General features: G+C 36.6%; 17 protein-coding genes, 1 tRNA gene and 1 other RNA gene. 15 read left to right on the top strand and 4 right to left on the bottom strand.

Features of this window, described 5'->3' with window-relative positions:
- The first annotated feature begins 159 nt into the window (after positions 1–159).
- The 6 genes from K9M74_01990 to K9M74_01965 all read left to right on the top strand — a co-directional run bounded on the left by K9M74_01990 (position 160) and on the right by K9M74_01965 (position 7,234).
- The gene (locus tag K9M74_01990; GenBank protein ID MCF7798649.1) at positions 160–1,218 is read left to right on the top strand and encodes a mechanosensitive ion channel family protein; all 1,059 of its coding nucleotides are present in this window, start codon (positions 160–162) and stop codon (positions 1,216–1,218) included.
- Between the two features lie 256 nt (positions 1,219–1,474).
- On the top strand, positions 1,475–3,892 hold the full coding sequence (gene ppsA, locus K9M74_01985; protein ID MCF7798648.1) for a phosphoenolpyruvate synthase: 2,418 nt from the start codon (positions 1,475–1,477) through the stop codon (positions 3,890–3,892).
- 120 nt (positions 3,893–4,012) lie between these two features.
- Positions 4,013–5,017, top strand: a complete 1,005-nt coding sequence (gap, locus tag K9M74_01980) for a type I glyceraldehyde-3-phosphate dehydrogenase (GenBank protein ID MCF7798647.1) — start codon at positions 4,013–4,015, stop codon at positions 5,015–5,017.
- A complete protein-coding gene (locus K9M74_01975; protein MCF7798646.1) occupies positions 5,014–5,274 on the top strand; it encodes a hypothetical protein in 261 nt (86 codons plus the stop codon). The genes gap and K9M74_01975 overlap by 4 nt, the downstream gene beginning before the upstream one ends.
- Entirely contained in the window at positions 5,271–6,257 is a 987-nt protein-coding gene (locus tag K9M74_01970; protein MCF7798645.1) for a hypothetical protein, read from the top strand. The genes K9M74_01975 and K9M74_01970 overlap by 4 nt, the downstream gene beginning before the upstream one ends.
- A gap of 32 nt (positions 6,258–6,289) precedes the next feature.
- On the top strand, positions 6,290–7,234 hold the full coding sequence (locus K9M74_01965; protein MCF7798644.1) for a hypothetical protein: 945 nt from the start codon (positions 6,290–6,292) through the stop codon (positions 7,232–7,234).
- Positions 7,235–7,276: 42 nt separating this feature from the next.
- On the opposite strand, the gene ffs is transcribed toward K9M74_01965, so the two are convergent.
- From ffs to leuS, 4 genes are all read right to left on the bottom strand, one after another.
- Positions 7,277–7,550: signal recognition particle sRNA (gene ffs / locus K9M74_01960), an RNA gene on the bottom strand.
- A gap of 42 nt (positions 7,551–7,592) precedes the next feature.
- On the bottom strand, positions 7,593–8,246 hold the full coding sequence (locus K9M74_01955) for an HD domain-containing protein (GenBank protein MCF7798643.1): 654 nt from the start codon (positions 8,244–8,246) through the stop codon (positions 7,593–7,595).
- On the bottom strand, positions 8,243–8,905 hold the full coding sequence (locus tag K9M74_01950) for an HAD family phosphatase (protein MCF7798642.1): 663 nt from the start codon (positions 8,903–8,905) through the stop codon (positions 8,243–8,245). The genes K9M74_01955 and K9M74_01950 overlap by 4 nt, the downstream gene beginning before the upstream one ends.
- 33 nt (positions 8,906–8,938) lie before the next feature.
- The gene (gene leuS, locus K9M74_01945; protein MCF7798641.1) at positions 8,939–11,551 is read right to left on the bottom strand and encodes a leucine--tRNA ligase; all 2,613 of its coding nucleotides are present in this window, start codon (positions 11,549–11,551) and stop codon (positions 8,939–8,941) included.
- A gap of 151 nt (positions 11,552–11,702) precedes the next feature.
- Here leuS and K9M74_01940 point away from each other — a divergent pair.
- The 9 genes from K9M74_01940 to K9M74_01900 form a co-directional block, all read left to right on the top strand.
- Positions 11,703–11,779: transfer RNA gene (locus tag K9M74_01940), tRNA-His, on the top strand.
- Between the two features lie 256 nt (positions 11,780–12,035).
- Positions 12,036–12,551, top strand: a complete 516-nt coding sequence (gene rpsM / locus K9M74_01935; GenBank protein ID MCF7798640.1) for a 30S ribosomal protein S13 — start codon at positions 12,036–12,038, stop codon at positions 12,549–12,551.
- A 20-nt stretch (positions 12,552–12,571) separates the two neighbouring features.
- Positions 12,572–13,309 carry a 30S ribosomal protein S4 gene (locus K9M74_01930; protein ID MCF7798639.1) on the top strand — a complete coding sequence of 246 codons (738 nt, stop codon included), beginning with the start codon at positions 12,572–12,574 and terminating at the stop codon, positions 13,307–13,309.
- Positions 13,306–13,707, top strand: a complete 402-nt coding sequence (locus K9M74_01925; protein ID MCF7798638.1) for a 30S ribosomal protein S11 — start codon at positions 13,306–13,308, stop codon at positions 13,705–13,707. The genes K9M74_01930 and K9M74_01925 overlap by 4 nt, the downstream gene beginning before the upstream one ends.
- Before the next feature lie 15 nt (positions 13,708–13,722).
- A complete protein-coding gene (locus tag K9M74_01920) occupies positions 13,723–14,496 on the top strand; it encodes a DNA-directed RNA polymerase subunit D (protein ID MCF7798637.1) in 774 nt (257 codons plus the stop codon).
- A gap of 323 nt (positions 14,497–14,819) precedes the next feature.
- On the top strand, positions 14,820–15,176 hold the full coding sequence (locus tag K9M74_01915) for a 50S ribosomal protein L18e (GenBank protein MCF7798636.1): 357 nt from the start codon (positions 14,820–14,822) through the stop codon (positions 15,174–15,176).
- Positions 15,177–15,178: 2 nt separating this feature from the next.
- A complete protein-coding gene (rplM, locus tag K9M74_01910) occupies positions 15,179–15,586 on the top strand; it encodes a 50S ribosomal protein L13 (protein ID MCF7798635.1) in 408 nt (135 codons plus the stop codon).
- Between the two features lie 10 nt (positions 15,587–15,596).
- Positions 15,597–15,992 carry a 30S ribosomal protein S9 gene (locus K9M74_01905; protein MCF7798634.1) on the top strand — a complete coding sequence of 132 codons (396 nt, stop codon included), beginning with the start codon at positions 15,597–15,599 and terminating at the stop codon, positions 15,990–15,992.
- A 141-nt stretch (positions 15,993–16,133) separates the two neighbouring features.
- Positions 16,134–16,314 (top strand): DNA-directed RNA polymerase subunit N (locus K9M74_01900; GenBank protein ID MCF7798633.1); only part of this gene is annotated, 181 nt, incomplete at its 3' end.

The following is a 16,314-nucleotide window of genomic DNA, read 5'->3' as shown; positions in this document are numbered from 1 at the left end:
TTGTTGTTGGTATTTTTTTTGCTTTTTTTTAGATTTTAAATTATCATTATACTTATCATTTAAGATATTTATTCGCCCTTTTTTTAATGAGCTAGCAATAACTTTTATTCTTACATTTTCACAATAATTATAAATTAAATCGTATTCGTAGTTTTTATTATGGCATTTACAGATATATTACAAACACAAATCGGCGGCAACAATGTTGTTCAATGGCTTTTATTCATAGGGATTTTAATTTTGGCTTTTGGCAGTATAAAACTTATTTATTTTATCTTTGAGAAAATATTTAAAACACTCACTAAGAAAACTAAATCTCAAGTTGATGATCTTATAGTAGATGCATTACGTGGACCAATAATTTTTGCAGTTATTTTGGGCGCAATACATTTTGGAAAAGGGGTATTAACGTTATCAGATGCGGTAACTGGTTGGTATTTGAAAGTATTTGTTGTACTTGTTGCAATAAATATAACTTGGCTCATTGTTCGTATTATAGATATTATTCTTGCAAATTATGTACAACCAATGACTAAAAAATCATCAATACCTTTAAGTGATACATCATACCCTGTTTTAAAACGACTTATTAATTTTCTTATTTATGTTATTGCAATTATTGTTATTCTTCGAAATTTAGGATTTGAAGTCAGCAGTCTTTTAGCAGGACTAGGAATAGGAGGTTTAGCATTTGCACTTGCCGCGCAAGATATCTTAGGTAATATGTTTGCTGGTATTGCAATTATTAGCGACAAACCCTTCAAAGTAGGCGATCGTATCTTGGTTGATGGACAAGATGGTTTTGTTCGAAAAATAGGTCTTCGAACAACAGCACTGGAAACATTTGATGGCACCAACATTATTATGCCCAACAGGCGACTTGCAGATTCAGTGTTAGAAAATATTAGTCGAGAACCAACACGACGAACGAAAGTAGTTTTAGGAGTAGAATATAGTACCTCAACAGCAAAACTCGAAAAGGCAAAAAAACTTTTGGCAGAGATTATTAAAAAAAATAAAAGCACAACCGATGAAAGTCTCATTCATTTTATTGGCTTTGGTCCTTCAAGCTTAGATATTCAAGTTATTTATTGGATTAAAGATTTAAACAATATTTTGGGCGCTCGAGATGAAGTGCATTTTGCAATAAAAAAAGCGTTTGAAAAAGAAAAAATTGAATTTGCTTATCCTAGCCAAACAATTTATGTCAAAAAATAATTTTTATTTTCTTTAGCTTTGTTTATCTAGTAATTGTTCTTGTTTAATTCTTATATGCTGAAGCTTGCTTGTTTGCATTTCAAAAATTAATGTTTTATCAACAAGAATGCAGTGCAAGACGTTTTCTTTAATGGATAGTAACAAATATTTATAAAGCAATTTATGTCTGGTTTACTTATATAATCTGCAAGTGAGAGGGTTGGATTATGAACCTGTTCTTCATATGTAGGAAAGTACTAAAAAAGAGGTAACATTTATGGATAAATCGACAGCTTTCATTCTTTGGTTTGATCAATTAACAATTGAGGACGTACCCATTACAGGCGGAAAAAACGCTTCATTAGGAGAAATGTACTCCAATCTTACAGCGCATGGCGTTAAAGTTCCTAATGGCTTTGCAATAACTGCATATGCCTATCAATATTTACTTGACCACGCAGGAATTCGCGATGAAATTCAACATATTCTTGCTGATTTAGACACTAGTGATATGTCAAACCTTTCGGAACGAGGACGAAAAGTACGTGAACTTATCCGAACTGCCTCTTTTCCACAAGAACTTGTTGATGCGATCGTTGAAGCATATACTCATTTAGGAGTCCAATATGGACCAAACCCAGATGTTGCAGTTCGAAGTAGTGCAACAGCAGAAGACTTGCCTGATGCAAGCTTTGCAGGACAACAAGAAACATATTTGAATATTTCAGGACGTGATGATTTAATTATGGCTTGTAAAAAATGCTTTGCAAGTTTGTTTACTGATCGTGCAATTAGTTATCGGGTCGACAAAAATTTTGATCATTTTTCCATAGGACTTTCTATTGGCGTACAAAAAATGGTGCGAAGTGATAAGGCAACAAGTGGTGTTATGTTTAGCATTGACACGGAAAGCGGATTTAAAGATCTTATTTTTGTAACTGGCGCATACGGTCTTGGAGAAAATGTAGTGCAAGGAGCAGTAAACCCTGATGAATACTACGTTTTCAAACCTACTCTTCGAGAAGGAAAACGAGCAATCATTAGCAAAAAAATAGGAACAAAAGCAATCAAAATGATTTATGATCATGGCGGGAATAAACCTGTTAAAAATGTCGATGTCGATATTAATGATAGAAAACGATTTTGCTTATCAGACGATGAAGTGCTTACTCTTGCAAATTGGGCGCAAATTATTGAAGATCATTACTCGCAAAAAGCAGGCAAATTCAAACCAATGGATATGGAATGGGCAAAAGATGGTGTGAGTGGCGAACTTTTTATTGTCCAAGCACGACCAGAAACAGTACAATCACAAAAAAATGCAAATATCTTGCAAACCTATAAGATGACTCAAGAAGGAAATATCTTAGTTGAAGGACGAAGTGTTGGACAAAAAATAGGTGCAGGACCGGTGCGAGTTATCAAAGACGTACATAATATTCATGAATTCCAAAAAGGAGATGTGCTGGTAACAGAAATGACTGATCCTGATTGGGAGCCTATTATGAAAATAGCAAGTGCGATTATTACCAATCGAGGTGGTCGAACTTGCCACGCAGCAATTATTAGTAGAGAATTAGGTATTCCTTGTTTAGTTGGAACAGAAAACGGCACTGAAAAACTTCAAACAGGAATGAGAGTTACTGTTGATTGTAGCAAAGGAGATACAGGATATGTTTATGAAGGACATCTCACTTATACTATTGAAGAAGTTAAACTAGATAATCTGCCCAAAACGAAAACAAAAATTATGATGAATGTTGGTAATCCTGAACAAGCATTCGAGGAAAGCTTCATTCCAAACGCAGGTGTAGGTCTAGCGCGAGAAGAATTTATAATTAACTCAGATATTAAAATTCATCCACTAGCATTAATTCATTATGATACGCTAGAAGATCAAGAAGCAAAAAAACAAATTGATGAACTTACTACAGGATATCCTGATAAGAAATATTATTTCGTAGAAAAATTAGCGCATGGTATTGCAAAAATTGCGGCGGCATTTTATCCAAAACCAGTTATCCTGAGAATGAGCGATTTTAAAACGAATGAATACGCAAACCTTATTGGTGGAAAACAATTTGAACCAACAGAAGATAATCCCATGATTGGCTGGAGAGGAGCAAGCAGATATTACAAAGGTAATTATGTAGAAGGTTTCGCACTTGAATGTCAAGCAATCCTTAAAGCACGCAACGAATTTGGATTAACAAACCTTGAAGTCATGGTGCCATTTTGTCGAACAGTACAAGAAGCACATAGTGTTATTAATGAAATGGCAAAGAACGGTCTTCGAAAAGGAGAAAATGGCTTACGCGTTATAGGGATGTGTGAGATTCCTTCAAATGTCATTTTGGCAGATCAATTTCTAGAAGTTTTTGATGGATTTTCTATTGGAAGTAATGATTTAACACAATTAACTTTGGGACTTGATAGAGACTCAGAGATTGTAAGTCATATTTATGATGAACGAAATGAAGCGGTAAAAGCACTTATTAAGCAAGTAGTAGAAGTTGCAAACAATAAAGGAAAATATATTGGTATTTGCGGTCAAGCACCAAGCGATTATGAAGACTTTGCAACATTTCTAGTGGAATGCGGAATTCAATCAATGAGTCTTAATCCGGATACGGTTGTTAAGACAACACTTAAGATTGCAGAAAAAGAACGACAGTTAGGAATAAATCCAGAATAAAATTATGGTGTATGATATAATGGTAAGAGTAGCAATTAAGGCACGAAAAAATGTTCGAACGTTTTTGGCGCCATTTATGGCTTTGGATGCTGACTTTGATTTCTTACGAGGTGTAGGATTATGGTGAGAGTGGCCATAAATGGTTTTGGTAGAATTGGTCGAATGGTTGTTCGAGCAGGGATAACTAGAGATGATATTGAATTTGTTGCTTGTAATGATTTAACAGACAAGAAAACACTTGCTCATTTATTCAAACATGATTCTTCACAAGGAAAATTTTCTGGTGATGTACATGAAACAGAGCAAGGAATTAGTATTAATGGCAAAGAAATCCTTGTTTTTGCAGAAAAAAATCCTTCTCAACTCCCTTGGGGCGAACTAAACATTGATGTTGTTATTGAGTCAACAGGGATTTTTCGAACCAAAGAACAAATGCAACTACATGTGCAAGCAGGAGCAAAAAAAGTTATGCTTAGCGCACCAGCGAAGGGAGAAGAAGTGAAAACATTTGTTTTAGGAGTTAATGAACATGAATATAACTCAAAAACCGATAATTTTGTTAGCAATGCAAGCTGCACGACCAATTGTCTAGCGCCACTTGTAAAAGTACTTGATGACAATTTTGGTGTAAAAAAAGGCTATATGACGACTATTCATGCATACACAGGCGACCAACGACTACTCGATGCACCACATACTGATCTTAGACGTGCACGATCAGCAGCAGCGAACATTATACCAACAAGTACAGGAGCAGCAATAGCAGTTGGAAAAGTAATGCCTCATTTAGCAGGAAAACTTGATGGCATAGCTATTCGAGTACCTGTTTCTGTGGGTTCAGTAACAGATTTTGTTTGCGAACTTAGTAAAGAAACATCAAAAGAAGAAATTAATTGGTTAATGGCAGAAGTAGCGCAACATCATCTTCATTCAATCGTAGAATATTCAGAAGCGCCTTTAGTAAGTAGTGATATTGTAGGTAATCCGCATTCTAGCATTTTTGACTCTAGCCTAACATTTGTTAATGGTACTATGGTAAAAATAGTCTCCTGGTATGATAATGAATGGGGTTACTCAAACAGAGTTTGTGATTTTGTAGCGCAAATGATGAGGCAAACACAATGAGATTTAAAGTAGCACCATTATCAGGAACCTTTATGCTTGTTTCCATTTTTGGATTTGTTTTTAGTGTTATGGTATTAAGTAAAGTATCCCCTACATGGGCGTTTACCATAGGTTTTTTGAGTGTTGCAGCATTTACAGCATCGATGATAAGTATGACTTATGCGCCAGTAGAAGCAGAATTAGCACTAGATGAACACCATACAAATAGAAAAACTCGTGTGCGTATAGAAAAACCCGCGAGGAAAAAGAAAAGATGAATCAAAACAAATTGAGTCAATATTTTTTTATCGTGGCAGCAGTTGTAGCAATACTTGATAGTGCTTTTCAACTTGATGCAGCCATGCAATCAGTCAAATTTATTCTTCTTGTCTTTTCAGGGATAGTTGTTGGAGCACTTCGACATCATGATCAAAAAGAATTTTTACTTAGTGGTGTAGCGGTCATTATCACTGGATTTATTCTTACTGAAGTACTTGCGGGAACTCTTGCAAATTTTTCAGTGATGATATATAATTTTATCATATTTCTTTCAGCAGCGATAGTTGTTGTGGGAATAGAGCAAATAGCAAACATTATTACATTTGAACATAAAGAAGAATCTTCAGAAGAACAGGTGAAGAAATTTAAAAATATGTCTTCGCACGAAATCAAACACGCAACGTTTGAACATATATGGGGAGTAATTATTCTTATTGCAGTAGCCTTAACGTTTATTGTGCTTTTAGCACAATCATTTTTCGATGTATCAAGAATAGCTGATGAACTATTTATGGTTGAAGCATTCATTACCATTCTTTTCATTGTAGATCTTGTTATTCTTTATGAAAAAGCGGGAAGTTTCTCAAAATTCTTACACAAAAATATTTTTGATATTATTGCAGCGATACCTTCATTTGGTATGCTTCGAGGACTTAAACTTATTAGAGCAGTTCGTATTATTCGAGTGATGAATAAGAGTACGCAAGTTACCAAAATTGCCAAAATGTATAAAACATCTAAATTCTTCAGTGAAGAAAGTGCCTTTAACAAATTGGAGAACAAAGAAGCGCGAAAACGATTACCAAAAAAACAAAAACAGAAACGAAAAAAACCTTCGGTACGAAATAAACCAATTGTTAAAACAAAAGTAAAAACGGTGTCTGTTAATAAAAGAGCGCCTGTAAAAAAGAAGTCACTGAAGAAAACAGCATCAAAGAAAAAAACTCCTGCAAAGAGAAAACCTGTAAAAAATAAACGATAAACCTATAAACTTGCTTTTTCTTATTTATTCTTATGAAACATAAGCCATCAATTATTACGCTCCTCTTACTCTTCTTTGTCCTAGCTCAAGTTATTGGTTTAGGGCTTATTAATTATGATGCTCAAGTTGGTGAGTTATCAACAGATAATCAGACACTTATTGTGGAATTTAGTGAAACAGCAGCAGGACCGCGGCCAGAACTTAGTGGCGTTGGCACTATTATTTATTTAGCAGTTGGTATAGGAATTGCAACAATAGTTCTTCTTGGTCTAATTAAACTTAAATTCGGAGGGAAACTTTGGAAAGTATGGTATTTTCTAGCAGTTACAACCGCACTCACTATTGCTTTTGGAGTTCTTATTCCCTCCTTGATTGCAATTATTGTAGCAGTTCTTCTTGCAGGACTTAAAATATGGAAATACAATTTTTATACTCACAACCTTACAGAACTCTTTATGTACGCAGGACTTGCTGTTCTTCTTGTGCCTTTACTGTCTGTTTTTTGGGCCATTATCTTATTAGTACTTATTTCACTTTATGATGCGTACGCGGTCTGGAAAAGCAAACACATGGTGAAACTCGCACAATTCACATCAAAACAAGAACTCTTTGCAGGACTAGCAATAAATTACGCTGAAGAAGGGTCCAAAATCAAGACAAAAAAATTAGTAAGCAAAAAAGAAGCGAAGAAGAAAAGCGGTAGCAAGGTGAAACTGCGACAAGCAATTCTTGGTGGAGGCGACATTATTTTTCCACTTCTTTTTATGGGTGCAGTACTTATTTGGCTCTTGCAAACAGGATTTACTAAACTCGTAGCATTTAGTTTGAGTCTTATTGTGCTGGCAGGCGTTACAACAAGTCTTGCACTTCTTTTTATCAAAGGCAAGAAAGATAAATTCTATCCGGCAATGCCTTTTCTTACAGCCGGCTGTTTAGCAGGATATGGTGTATTGCTGCTAGTATTGTTATTTCTTTGAAGAAATTTTCTTTTCATCACTGCATGTTGTTAAATAGAAATAAAAGTGGCGCGCAGCAAGGTGGACAATGAATAACATGCACAGTATACCTTCTGAGTCTCTCCTCTCTGCAACCCTACAAACACCGATACAATCACGTATGGCTGCTCCCGTCAAGGCCTGACCAGATTGATGAACATAACGACCAAGTAGGACAGAGTATCAACAATTCCCAAAAGACTGCGACACACTATCCTTGTCGCCCTCGCTGCTTCGGCCCGTCCAACGATCCATTTGACGCGACAGGTGAGGATCAACCACCCGGCCTAGCCAAAGAGTATGAGGAGTCATTTCTTTATAAATATTGAGGTAGAAAGAACTATTTTTTAGGAATTAACGCCAGGAGTAAGAATTTTTGAATAGACTCTTCAGAGATATCGTCTGGACTGCTGTCACACGCTTCAAAAAGTTGTTTTTCAAGGGCTCTAAAACCATCTTGCACACGTTTTGCTTCCTCATCAGTTAAACGAAACTCGGGAGGCTTTTGTTTATACCGTCTTTCTAAATCATCAAAACGCTCTTGCAGCGTTAACACACTTGCCGGTCCCGCACGATAATCAGCGTACAAACAAATTTTTGCATTCCAATCATTACCCTCTACGACATCCCAGACCTTATCATTTTTTGCCGTGCTGATGAGTCTTCTGAGCTGTTCTGGAATATCAATTTCTTTAAGCATATTGGCCGTTGCTTCATCATCAAAACGACCATACTTCTCAATGATTTCTTTTTGCTTTACTGCCCAGAAGTCTTCACTCTTTTCTTCATAAGCTGATAAACGATGGACATTAGATTTGACGATGTTTCCTATGTCATGCAAAAGTGTTGCATCGCGAATAAGATTTTTATTGAGTTCTTTATTACAGTATTTAGTAATCTGTAACGCAATAGCGCTGACTCTAAGCAAATGATTTCTAATGATGTTAGGAACGAAGAATTGATCGCAAATTGTTGTGAATTGCTTAGGAGTCATCGTGTTGTTTGTGCTTTTTTGATTGCGCGATATAAGCCTTTATGCCTTGGAACAATGATTGCACTCTTAGGTACTTCATCACGCGTTTCTGATGTTAAGAGACAAAGGCAATCAATACCAGCGCGACGAGCAGCAATTACGCCATTGGCCGCATCTTCAATAATGATGCACTCTTTTTTAGGAATGTTTAGTTTTTTTTGTGCATGCAAAAATATGTCTGGATTTGGTTTTGAATGCTTCACTTCGCTACTTGAGACAACAACATCAAAATAGTCTATGATGTCATTATTTCTTAGAATAGTCTTTACATAAGTAATGTGAGATGATGAAGCAACAGCCATGTAATAGCCTTCTTTTTTAAGTTTTTTAAGAAGTGGTTTTACGTTAGGAAATACTTTAATTTTAGAAAGGTCGGCTTTATACTTAGGAAGATGATTTTTTTTCATTGCTGCATTCACTTGCTTAACATTGCCCAAATAATGCTTCATAATAGTATGATAGAATTCTAGTTCTTGAGAACCATTACACTCTTCTTCAAAAAACTTTTTAGTTAAGTTAATGCTGTACTCTTCTTTAAAGAGTTTCTGATGTCGTTTGAAATGCACAGGAATAGAATTAACAAGCGTACCATCCAAGTCCCAAATTACTGCTTTCTTCATTATCTCACGTCTCTTTTTGTTGTTGAATGTTTTTTATTCTATCACTATTGCTGGCTTTCCTGGTGATGCTTGACTTGCTTTAGGATGATTGCTTTCTTCTGCAATCAGAATAGAAACTTTACACTTATTAAACTTGCTTGCAATTTTTTCTATATTTTTTTCTAAAGCATTTTTTTCCGTATTTGCATCAAGAACAACTTCTGGCAATTTGCTCGCGTCCTTGAGCGCGCTTGGAATAATTTTCGTAACATCTTTTCCAAAAGGTTTAAACTCATCTTTACTCATCATGTTTTTGATAAGCTCACCACCATTACGAGTTTTTTCAATTTCTTTTTTTAGTTCTTTGAAAAATAAATATTTCCAGGCTGGACTAATAATTAATGTTATTTTACTTGGCTTTTCTATATTGGCAAGTTTTAAGACTTTCTCAACATCTGTCATTACTTGATAATCAAATGAGTAAATCATCTCAGCACTTAGATTTATTTTATTTTCATTAGCCTTTGGCCAGGGAGCTACGCTGAGTAAATCTTTGTTTCCTATTTTCTCCCACCATTCCTCAGTAATATGAGGGCAAATAGGATTAAGCAATTTAAGGAATGCTTCTAAATCTTCTTTTGCAATTTCTGATTCAAATGAATTAAACAACGTTCTTAGTTGGATTACTGCCAAGTTATATCTGAATTTTTCAATGTCTTCTGTTACTTCTACAATTGTTCGATTAACAATACTTTCAACTCGAGGACTACTTTTTCCAAACTTAACGTTCGCAATGAATTCATCAATTTTTTTTACCAATCGAAGACTGCCTTCAATACCAGTAGTACTCCAGTCAATGTCTTTATCAGGGCCGGCAACAGAAACAAGGAACAACCTTGCCGTGTCAATACCATATTTTTCTGAAACTGTCGCAGGTAAAACAACATTGCCTCTTGACTTACTCATCTTATTTCCATCTTCACCATGCAACATTCCTTGATGGAATAATACTTTTGCAGGTTCATCAAAATTAAGGAGTCCTAAGTCTCGCAAGAATTTAGTATAAAATCGAAAATAAATCAGATGCATACAGGCGTGTTCTGCACCGCCAATATACATGTCAACAGGAGTCCAATAATTTACTTTATCTTTATCAAAGATTTCGTTATTGTTATTAGGGTCTGTGTAGCGAAGAAAATACCATGAAGAGTTTACGAATGTATCCATAGTATCCGTTTCTCTTTTTGCAGGCGCGCTACATTTTGGACAAGTAGTATTAACAAATGATTTGCTGGTAGCTAAAGGATTACCTTGACCAAAAGTTACATCTTTAGGAAGTGTTATTGGAAGGTCACTTTCAGGAACAGGAACTGCACCACATTTTTCGCAGTGGATAATTGGAATAGGCGTTCCCCAATATCGTTGTCGAGAAACTCCCCAATCACGAAGTTTGAAATTAAGAAATTGTTTTCCTGCGTTTTTTTCTGCAAGCCAGGCGGTTATTTTCTCTTTTGCCTCTGCAGTTCCTAAATTGTTAAATTGATTTGAGTTCATTAATTTTCCATATTCAGTAAACGCTCGCGTTTCTGTAATTTCTCCTTGTATAACTTGTTTAATTGGAATATTATATTTTTTTGCAAATTCAAAATCGCGTTGATCATGAGCAGGAACAGCCATTACCATACCAGCGCCATAATCAGCAACAACAAAGTTACCAGCGTAAACGGGAACCTTCTCACCTGTTGCAGGATTAGTTGCATAACTACCTGTGAAGACGCCAATTTTTTCCATAGTTTCTAAATCTTTTTCAGAAACGGATTTAACTTGCTTAAGAAATTTGTTAACTTCCTCTTGTTGTTCTGGCGTTACAAGCGATTGTAATTTTTTATGCTGTGCTGACACCACCATAAAGGTCACGCCAAATAATGTATCTGGACGTGTAGTAAAGATGGGCCATTGTTCTTTATTAATATCAAATAAGATTTCAGTACCATAACTTTTGCCAATCCAATTCTTTTGCATGGCTTTTGTTCGTTCAGGCCAGTCTAATGCATCGATACTATCGTAGAGTTCTTCAGCGTATGCGGTCGTTTTAAAGAACCATTGTCGAAGTTGTTTAACTTGAACAGATGTGTCTTCATGGCGCCAACATTTACCATCATGAACTTGTTCATTAGCAAGCACGGTATCGCATTTCGGGCACCAATTTACTGCTGACTCTTTTTGATAAGCTAAACCTTTTTCGAAAAGTTTGAGGAAAATCCATTGATCCCATTTGTAAAATGAGGGATCTGCAGTATTTACCATGCGAGTCCAATCATAGGTTAAGCCGAGCGCTTTTTGTTGTTTAATATAATGTTGAATAGATTTGTTTGTGTAGTCTTCAGGATGAGTATCTTCTTTAATTGCAGCATTCTCAGCAGGAAGACCTAAAGCATCATAACCCATCGGATGCAAGACATTAAAGCTGTTCATAATTTTGTAACGAGCAAAGATATCGCCAATAGTATAGTTTAAAGCATGACCCATATGCAGGCCAGAACCAGAAGGATACGGAAACATCTCTAATACGTAAAATTTGTCTTTATTGTCATCTTCTTTGACTTCGAAGACTTTTTTATCTTCCCATTTTGCTTGCCATTTTTGTTCAATTGCTTTAAAGTCCATAATATATCACTTCTATATATAGAGATGAAGTATGAATGGTTTATATATAATAATTGTCGTTTTCGCCCTCTCTTATCTTATAAAAACCTTTAAAAAGCACCTCTGGCTTCTAGAGCTTAGTATAACTTAGTATCTTTATACTTCGTATATGGTGGCATTAGTGTAATCTGGTTAGCACATGAGACTGTGGATCTTTTAGTCCGGGTTCAAATCCCGGGTGCCGCCCCATTTTCATTTATGCGTCAACCGGCATTTGAACATGCTGTCACTGACGTTCCTGCACCCCTTCGCAAGCAGAGCTTGCTTTATGGAATCCCAGGCGCCACCCCATACTCATTTAAGCGTTGCTGGTATTTGAACAAGCAACCCTATGGTTTTATAAAGGGCAAGAAGTTTCCTACCCTTATCATCCCGAGTTCACGCGTTGAGGGAATGGCGATTACACAGCCTCTTTCTACGCAAAACTAACTCGAGAGCAATCAAAATGGCAGAACGCGAGAAAATGAAATTTTCGGCGCTCGAAGAATCAAAAAAGGATTCTTCTGAGTTTAGACATATTGTACGTGTAGGTAATACCGATCTAAAAGGTGAGAAGGTACTCTATTTATCACTTCAAAAAATTAAAGGAGTCGGTGAAAACTTTGCAAGAGCAATTTGTGTTGCAGCAAAAATTAACTACATGGCCAAAACTGGCGAATTAAACGATAAACAAGTAACCGCCTTAGAACAAGTTATAGATGCGCCAGCAAAAGCAGGCATCCCAACTCACTATTTTAACGTTCAACAAGATTACGAAACAGGCGAGACCAAACACCTTTTCTTATCAGACCTTGACTTTCACAAAGACCAAGATATTAAACGACTACGTAAAATTAAATCACGACGAGGTCTTCGACATCAATGGAGATTACCGCTTCGAGGTCAACGAACACAATCAAACTTTAGACCTAACAAAGGTAAAGCTACTGCTGTAAAAAAACGAGCAGTAACAAGAAAATAAATATTACTTAGGAATACAAAATGGGCGATCCAAGAAAAATCAGAAAAAAATACCAAACACCTAGTCATCCATGGATTAAAAGCCGAATTGATGATGAAAAAAGACTTTCAAGACAGTTTGGTACACGAAACAAAAAAGAAATTTGGAAAATGGATACTGTTCTTAAGAATTTTAAAACGCAAGCAAAAAAACTCATTGCACTTAATTCAGATCAAGCAGTTATTGAAACACAACACTTATTTCGACGCGTAAAAGAACTTGGTTTGGTAAATGGAGAAGTAACTTTTGATGAAATTCTTGGTTTAACTATTGATGATGTGATGGCTCGAAGATTACAGACAATTCTTTTCAAAAAAGACATGTCTCGAAGTGTGAAACAAGCGCGACAATTTATTGTACACGAACATGTTTTAGTAGGAGATAAAAAAATTACTTCGCCATCGTATTTAGTAACTGTTGCTGAAGAATCATCTATTTCATTTGCAGTCTCTTCACCGCTTATTAGCGAAGATCATCCAGAACGAGCAAGTACTGAACGTCTTGCTGAACAACGAGCACAAAAAGAACTCTTAGCAAAACAAGCTGCAGAAGAAGCAGCAAGAAAAGCTGAGCGAGAAGCTCAAGAAAAAGCGCAAGGTATTGAAGAAGTAGCTCCATCTGAAGAAGATGTAAAAAAAGCAGAAGAAGAAGCGCTTAGGAAAGTTACTGAAGAAACTGCAGTAGAAGAACAACCATCAGAGGAGGAGAAATCAGCATGAGACACGATCCAAATATCCGATGGGGAATAGCAAACATTTTTGCTTCATATAACAACACAATCATTCATATTACTGATGTAACCGGAACAGAAACACTGGCACTTGCAAGTGGTGGACAAGTTGTTAAAAGTCACCGACTAGAATCAAGTCCAACAGCAGCAATGACTGCAGCGAAAAAAGCAGCAGAAATAGCAAAAGAAAAAGGGATTACCGGTTTACACATCAAAGTGCGAGCTCCAGGAGGACATAATGGTCCAATGAATCCTGGTCCGGGAAGTCAAGCAGCAGTTCGAGCATTATCGCGAATGGGTCTGCGAATTGGCTTTATCGAAGATGTTACACCAATTCCACACGGCGGTTGTCGAAAAAAAGGTGGAAGACGTGGACGACGAGTATAAGCGAGGCAACAAACAATGAATATCTCCGTGTTAGAACAAACCGATGCAAAGTTACGTTTTACAGTGCAGGGAGTATCAGCAGCATACGCAAATACTTTACGAAGACTCATGATTGGAGAAGTTCCAACCCTTGCGATTGAAAATCTTGTTATCAATCGAAATGATTCTGTCTTATACGACGAAATCATCGCACATCGTTTAGGATTAATAGTTTTAAAAACAGATCTGGACTCATACACAATCAAATTTGATAAGGACGGTAACCGAGTAGATGGTCCGCACAGTCAAGTAGCAATTAGTCTGCGCGTTGAAGGACCAAAAACAGTTTATGCAAAAGAATTGGTAAGTAAGGATAAAAGTGTAACTCCTATTCATCCAGAAACGCCGATTGTAAAATTAACTGAAGGACAACAACTCGAAATTGAAGCAGTAGCAACGCTTGGCATTGGTAAAGAACATAGCAAATGGAATCCAGGTCTTATCTGGTACTACAACGAACCAATCATCAAAATCAATAACAAACATAAAGACTTTGCAACCTTTAAAGATAACTTTCCCTTACAAGTATTTAACGCGAAAGGAGAAATTGATGCAAAGCAGATAAATACACCAGAACTCCTTGATGCATGCTCCGGTGTACAAGATGAAATCATATCCATTACCTATAACAAAGACGTATTTGTCTTTGTAGTTGAATCATTCGGCGCGCTAAGTGCAAAAGAAATAGTTTTGCGAGCAATGGAAGTATACGAAAAGCAGTTGAAAGATTTTACCGCAGCTCTTAAGTAAATACCTTCGCGTGGGTGCGCGTTAGAATCCCTCAGTGCACGAAAATCGAAGATTTTCGGCAACCCGAAGGTATTCACTGGCACCTAATCGGAATAAAATTCCTCGCGGGAGTGCCGGAGTGGTCAAACGGGCTAGGTTGAGGATGACTGGCAGTTGGTGTATAAAACACTGATTACGGCGATCAAAAGCCTAGTAGCTTAGTGCTTGCGCGTGTTCGAACCACGTCTCCCGCATTCATCAAAACACAGTCACTGTACAAAAATTCAAAAATATAAGATTTTTGAAAGTCAAACAAAAATTAACAAAATCAAAAATTCAACAAAATGGCAAAGAACAAAAACGAGCAAATGACGGCGCTTATTACAGCTCTTAAAACACTCGCAATTCAAAAAGAAAGCAAACTTTGGAAACGAATTGCAACTGATTTAGAGAAAGCTACGCGAGCTCGACGAGAAGTAAATGTCTATAAAATAGATACGTTCGCAAAAGAAGGCGAAATAGTCATCGTGCCAGGAAAAGTACTTGGCTCGGGCGCTCTCTCTAAAAAAATCACTGTTGCTGCACTAAGTTTCTCAGAAAGTGCAAAAGATAAAATTCTTGCAAACAAAGGTGAAGTACTTACCATTACAGAATTAATGCAAAAGAACCCACAAGGAAATAAGGTTCGGGTTATGGGATAAAAATGATAGTAATAGATGCAACTAACTTGATACTTGGACGTTTTGCAACGTTTGCAGCAAAACAAGCACTTTTAGGAGAGGACGTTAGAGTAATCAATGCAGAAAAAGCAATCATCTCAGGATCAAAAGCAAAATCAATTGAAGATGCAAAGGTACGACGAAATAGAGGAACGCCGGCAAAAGGACCATTCATTCCTCGTGTTGCCGACAGATACGTTAGGCGTACCATTCGAGGCATGCTCCCTCACCGACAAGCAAAAGGAGCTGAAGCATACAAACGAGTACTTTGTTATGTAGGAAAGCCAGAAGAATTCAAAGACGTTACACCAGTTTCACTGCCCCATGCAGAAGCAAACAAACTTCCAAATCTTAAATTCACAACAGTTGAAGAAGTTATCAAAAACCTTTAGGTGAAGAATTATGAAATCAATTATAACAACCGGAAAACGAAAAGAAGCAATTGCGCGAGCGACACTTAAGAATGGAACCGGTAAACTGAAGATTAATAACCTTGATGTAACTGCATTCCAACCAACAATTGCACGATTAAAATTACAAGAACCGCTAATTTTAGCAGGAGCAAATGTAGATAAAATTGATATTAGCGTTACTGTACAAGGTGGTGGATTTATGGGCCAAACTATTGCAGCACGACTTGCAATTGCACGCGCCCTAGTTGAAAAATTTCCTAAATTAAAAGACACATTCCTTAATTATGACAGACAACTTTTAGTTGCAGATGTTAGGCGTAAAGAAGCTCGAAAACCTAATACGCAAGGTAATGCGCGAGCAAAAAGACAAAAATCCTATCGTTAAAGGATTTTTGTTTGTCAAGCATTTCATGCTTAACACGGCAGAAATCTTATCGTTAGATAAGATTTCTTGGTGTCAAACCCGTCAGGTTTAACACGCCAAAAATCGTACCGTTAAAATCAAATTAAGGAGAGGCAAATAAAAATGATCATTCCAGTTCGATGCATGAGTTGCGGAAAACCAATTGGCCACCTTTGGGAAGAATTCAAAGAACGAGTAGCGAAAGGCGAAGACCGTAAAAAAGTACTTGATGAACTAGGTCTAGAGCGTTATTGTTGCCGGGCAGTATTTATGGGTCATGTTGACTTAATTGATACCGCAGCTG

The sequence above is a fragment of the Candidatus Woesearchaeota archaeon genome, from assembly GCA_021734105.1.
Classification (GTDB): domain Archaea; phylum Nanobdellota; class Nanobdellia; order Woesearchaeales; family SKGA01; genus SKGA01.
The sequence above is the reverse complement of the archived record's forward strand: the minus strand, read 5'-3'. Positions and strand labels throughout refer to the sequence as shown.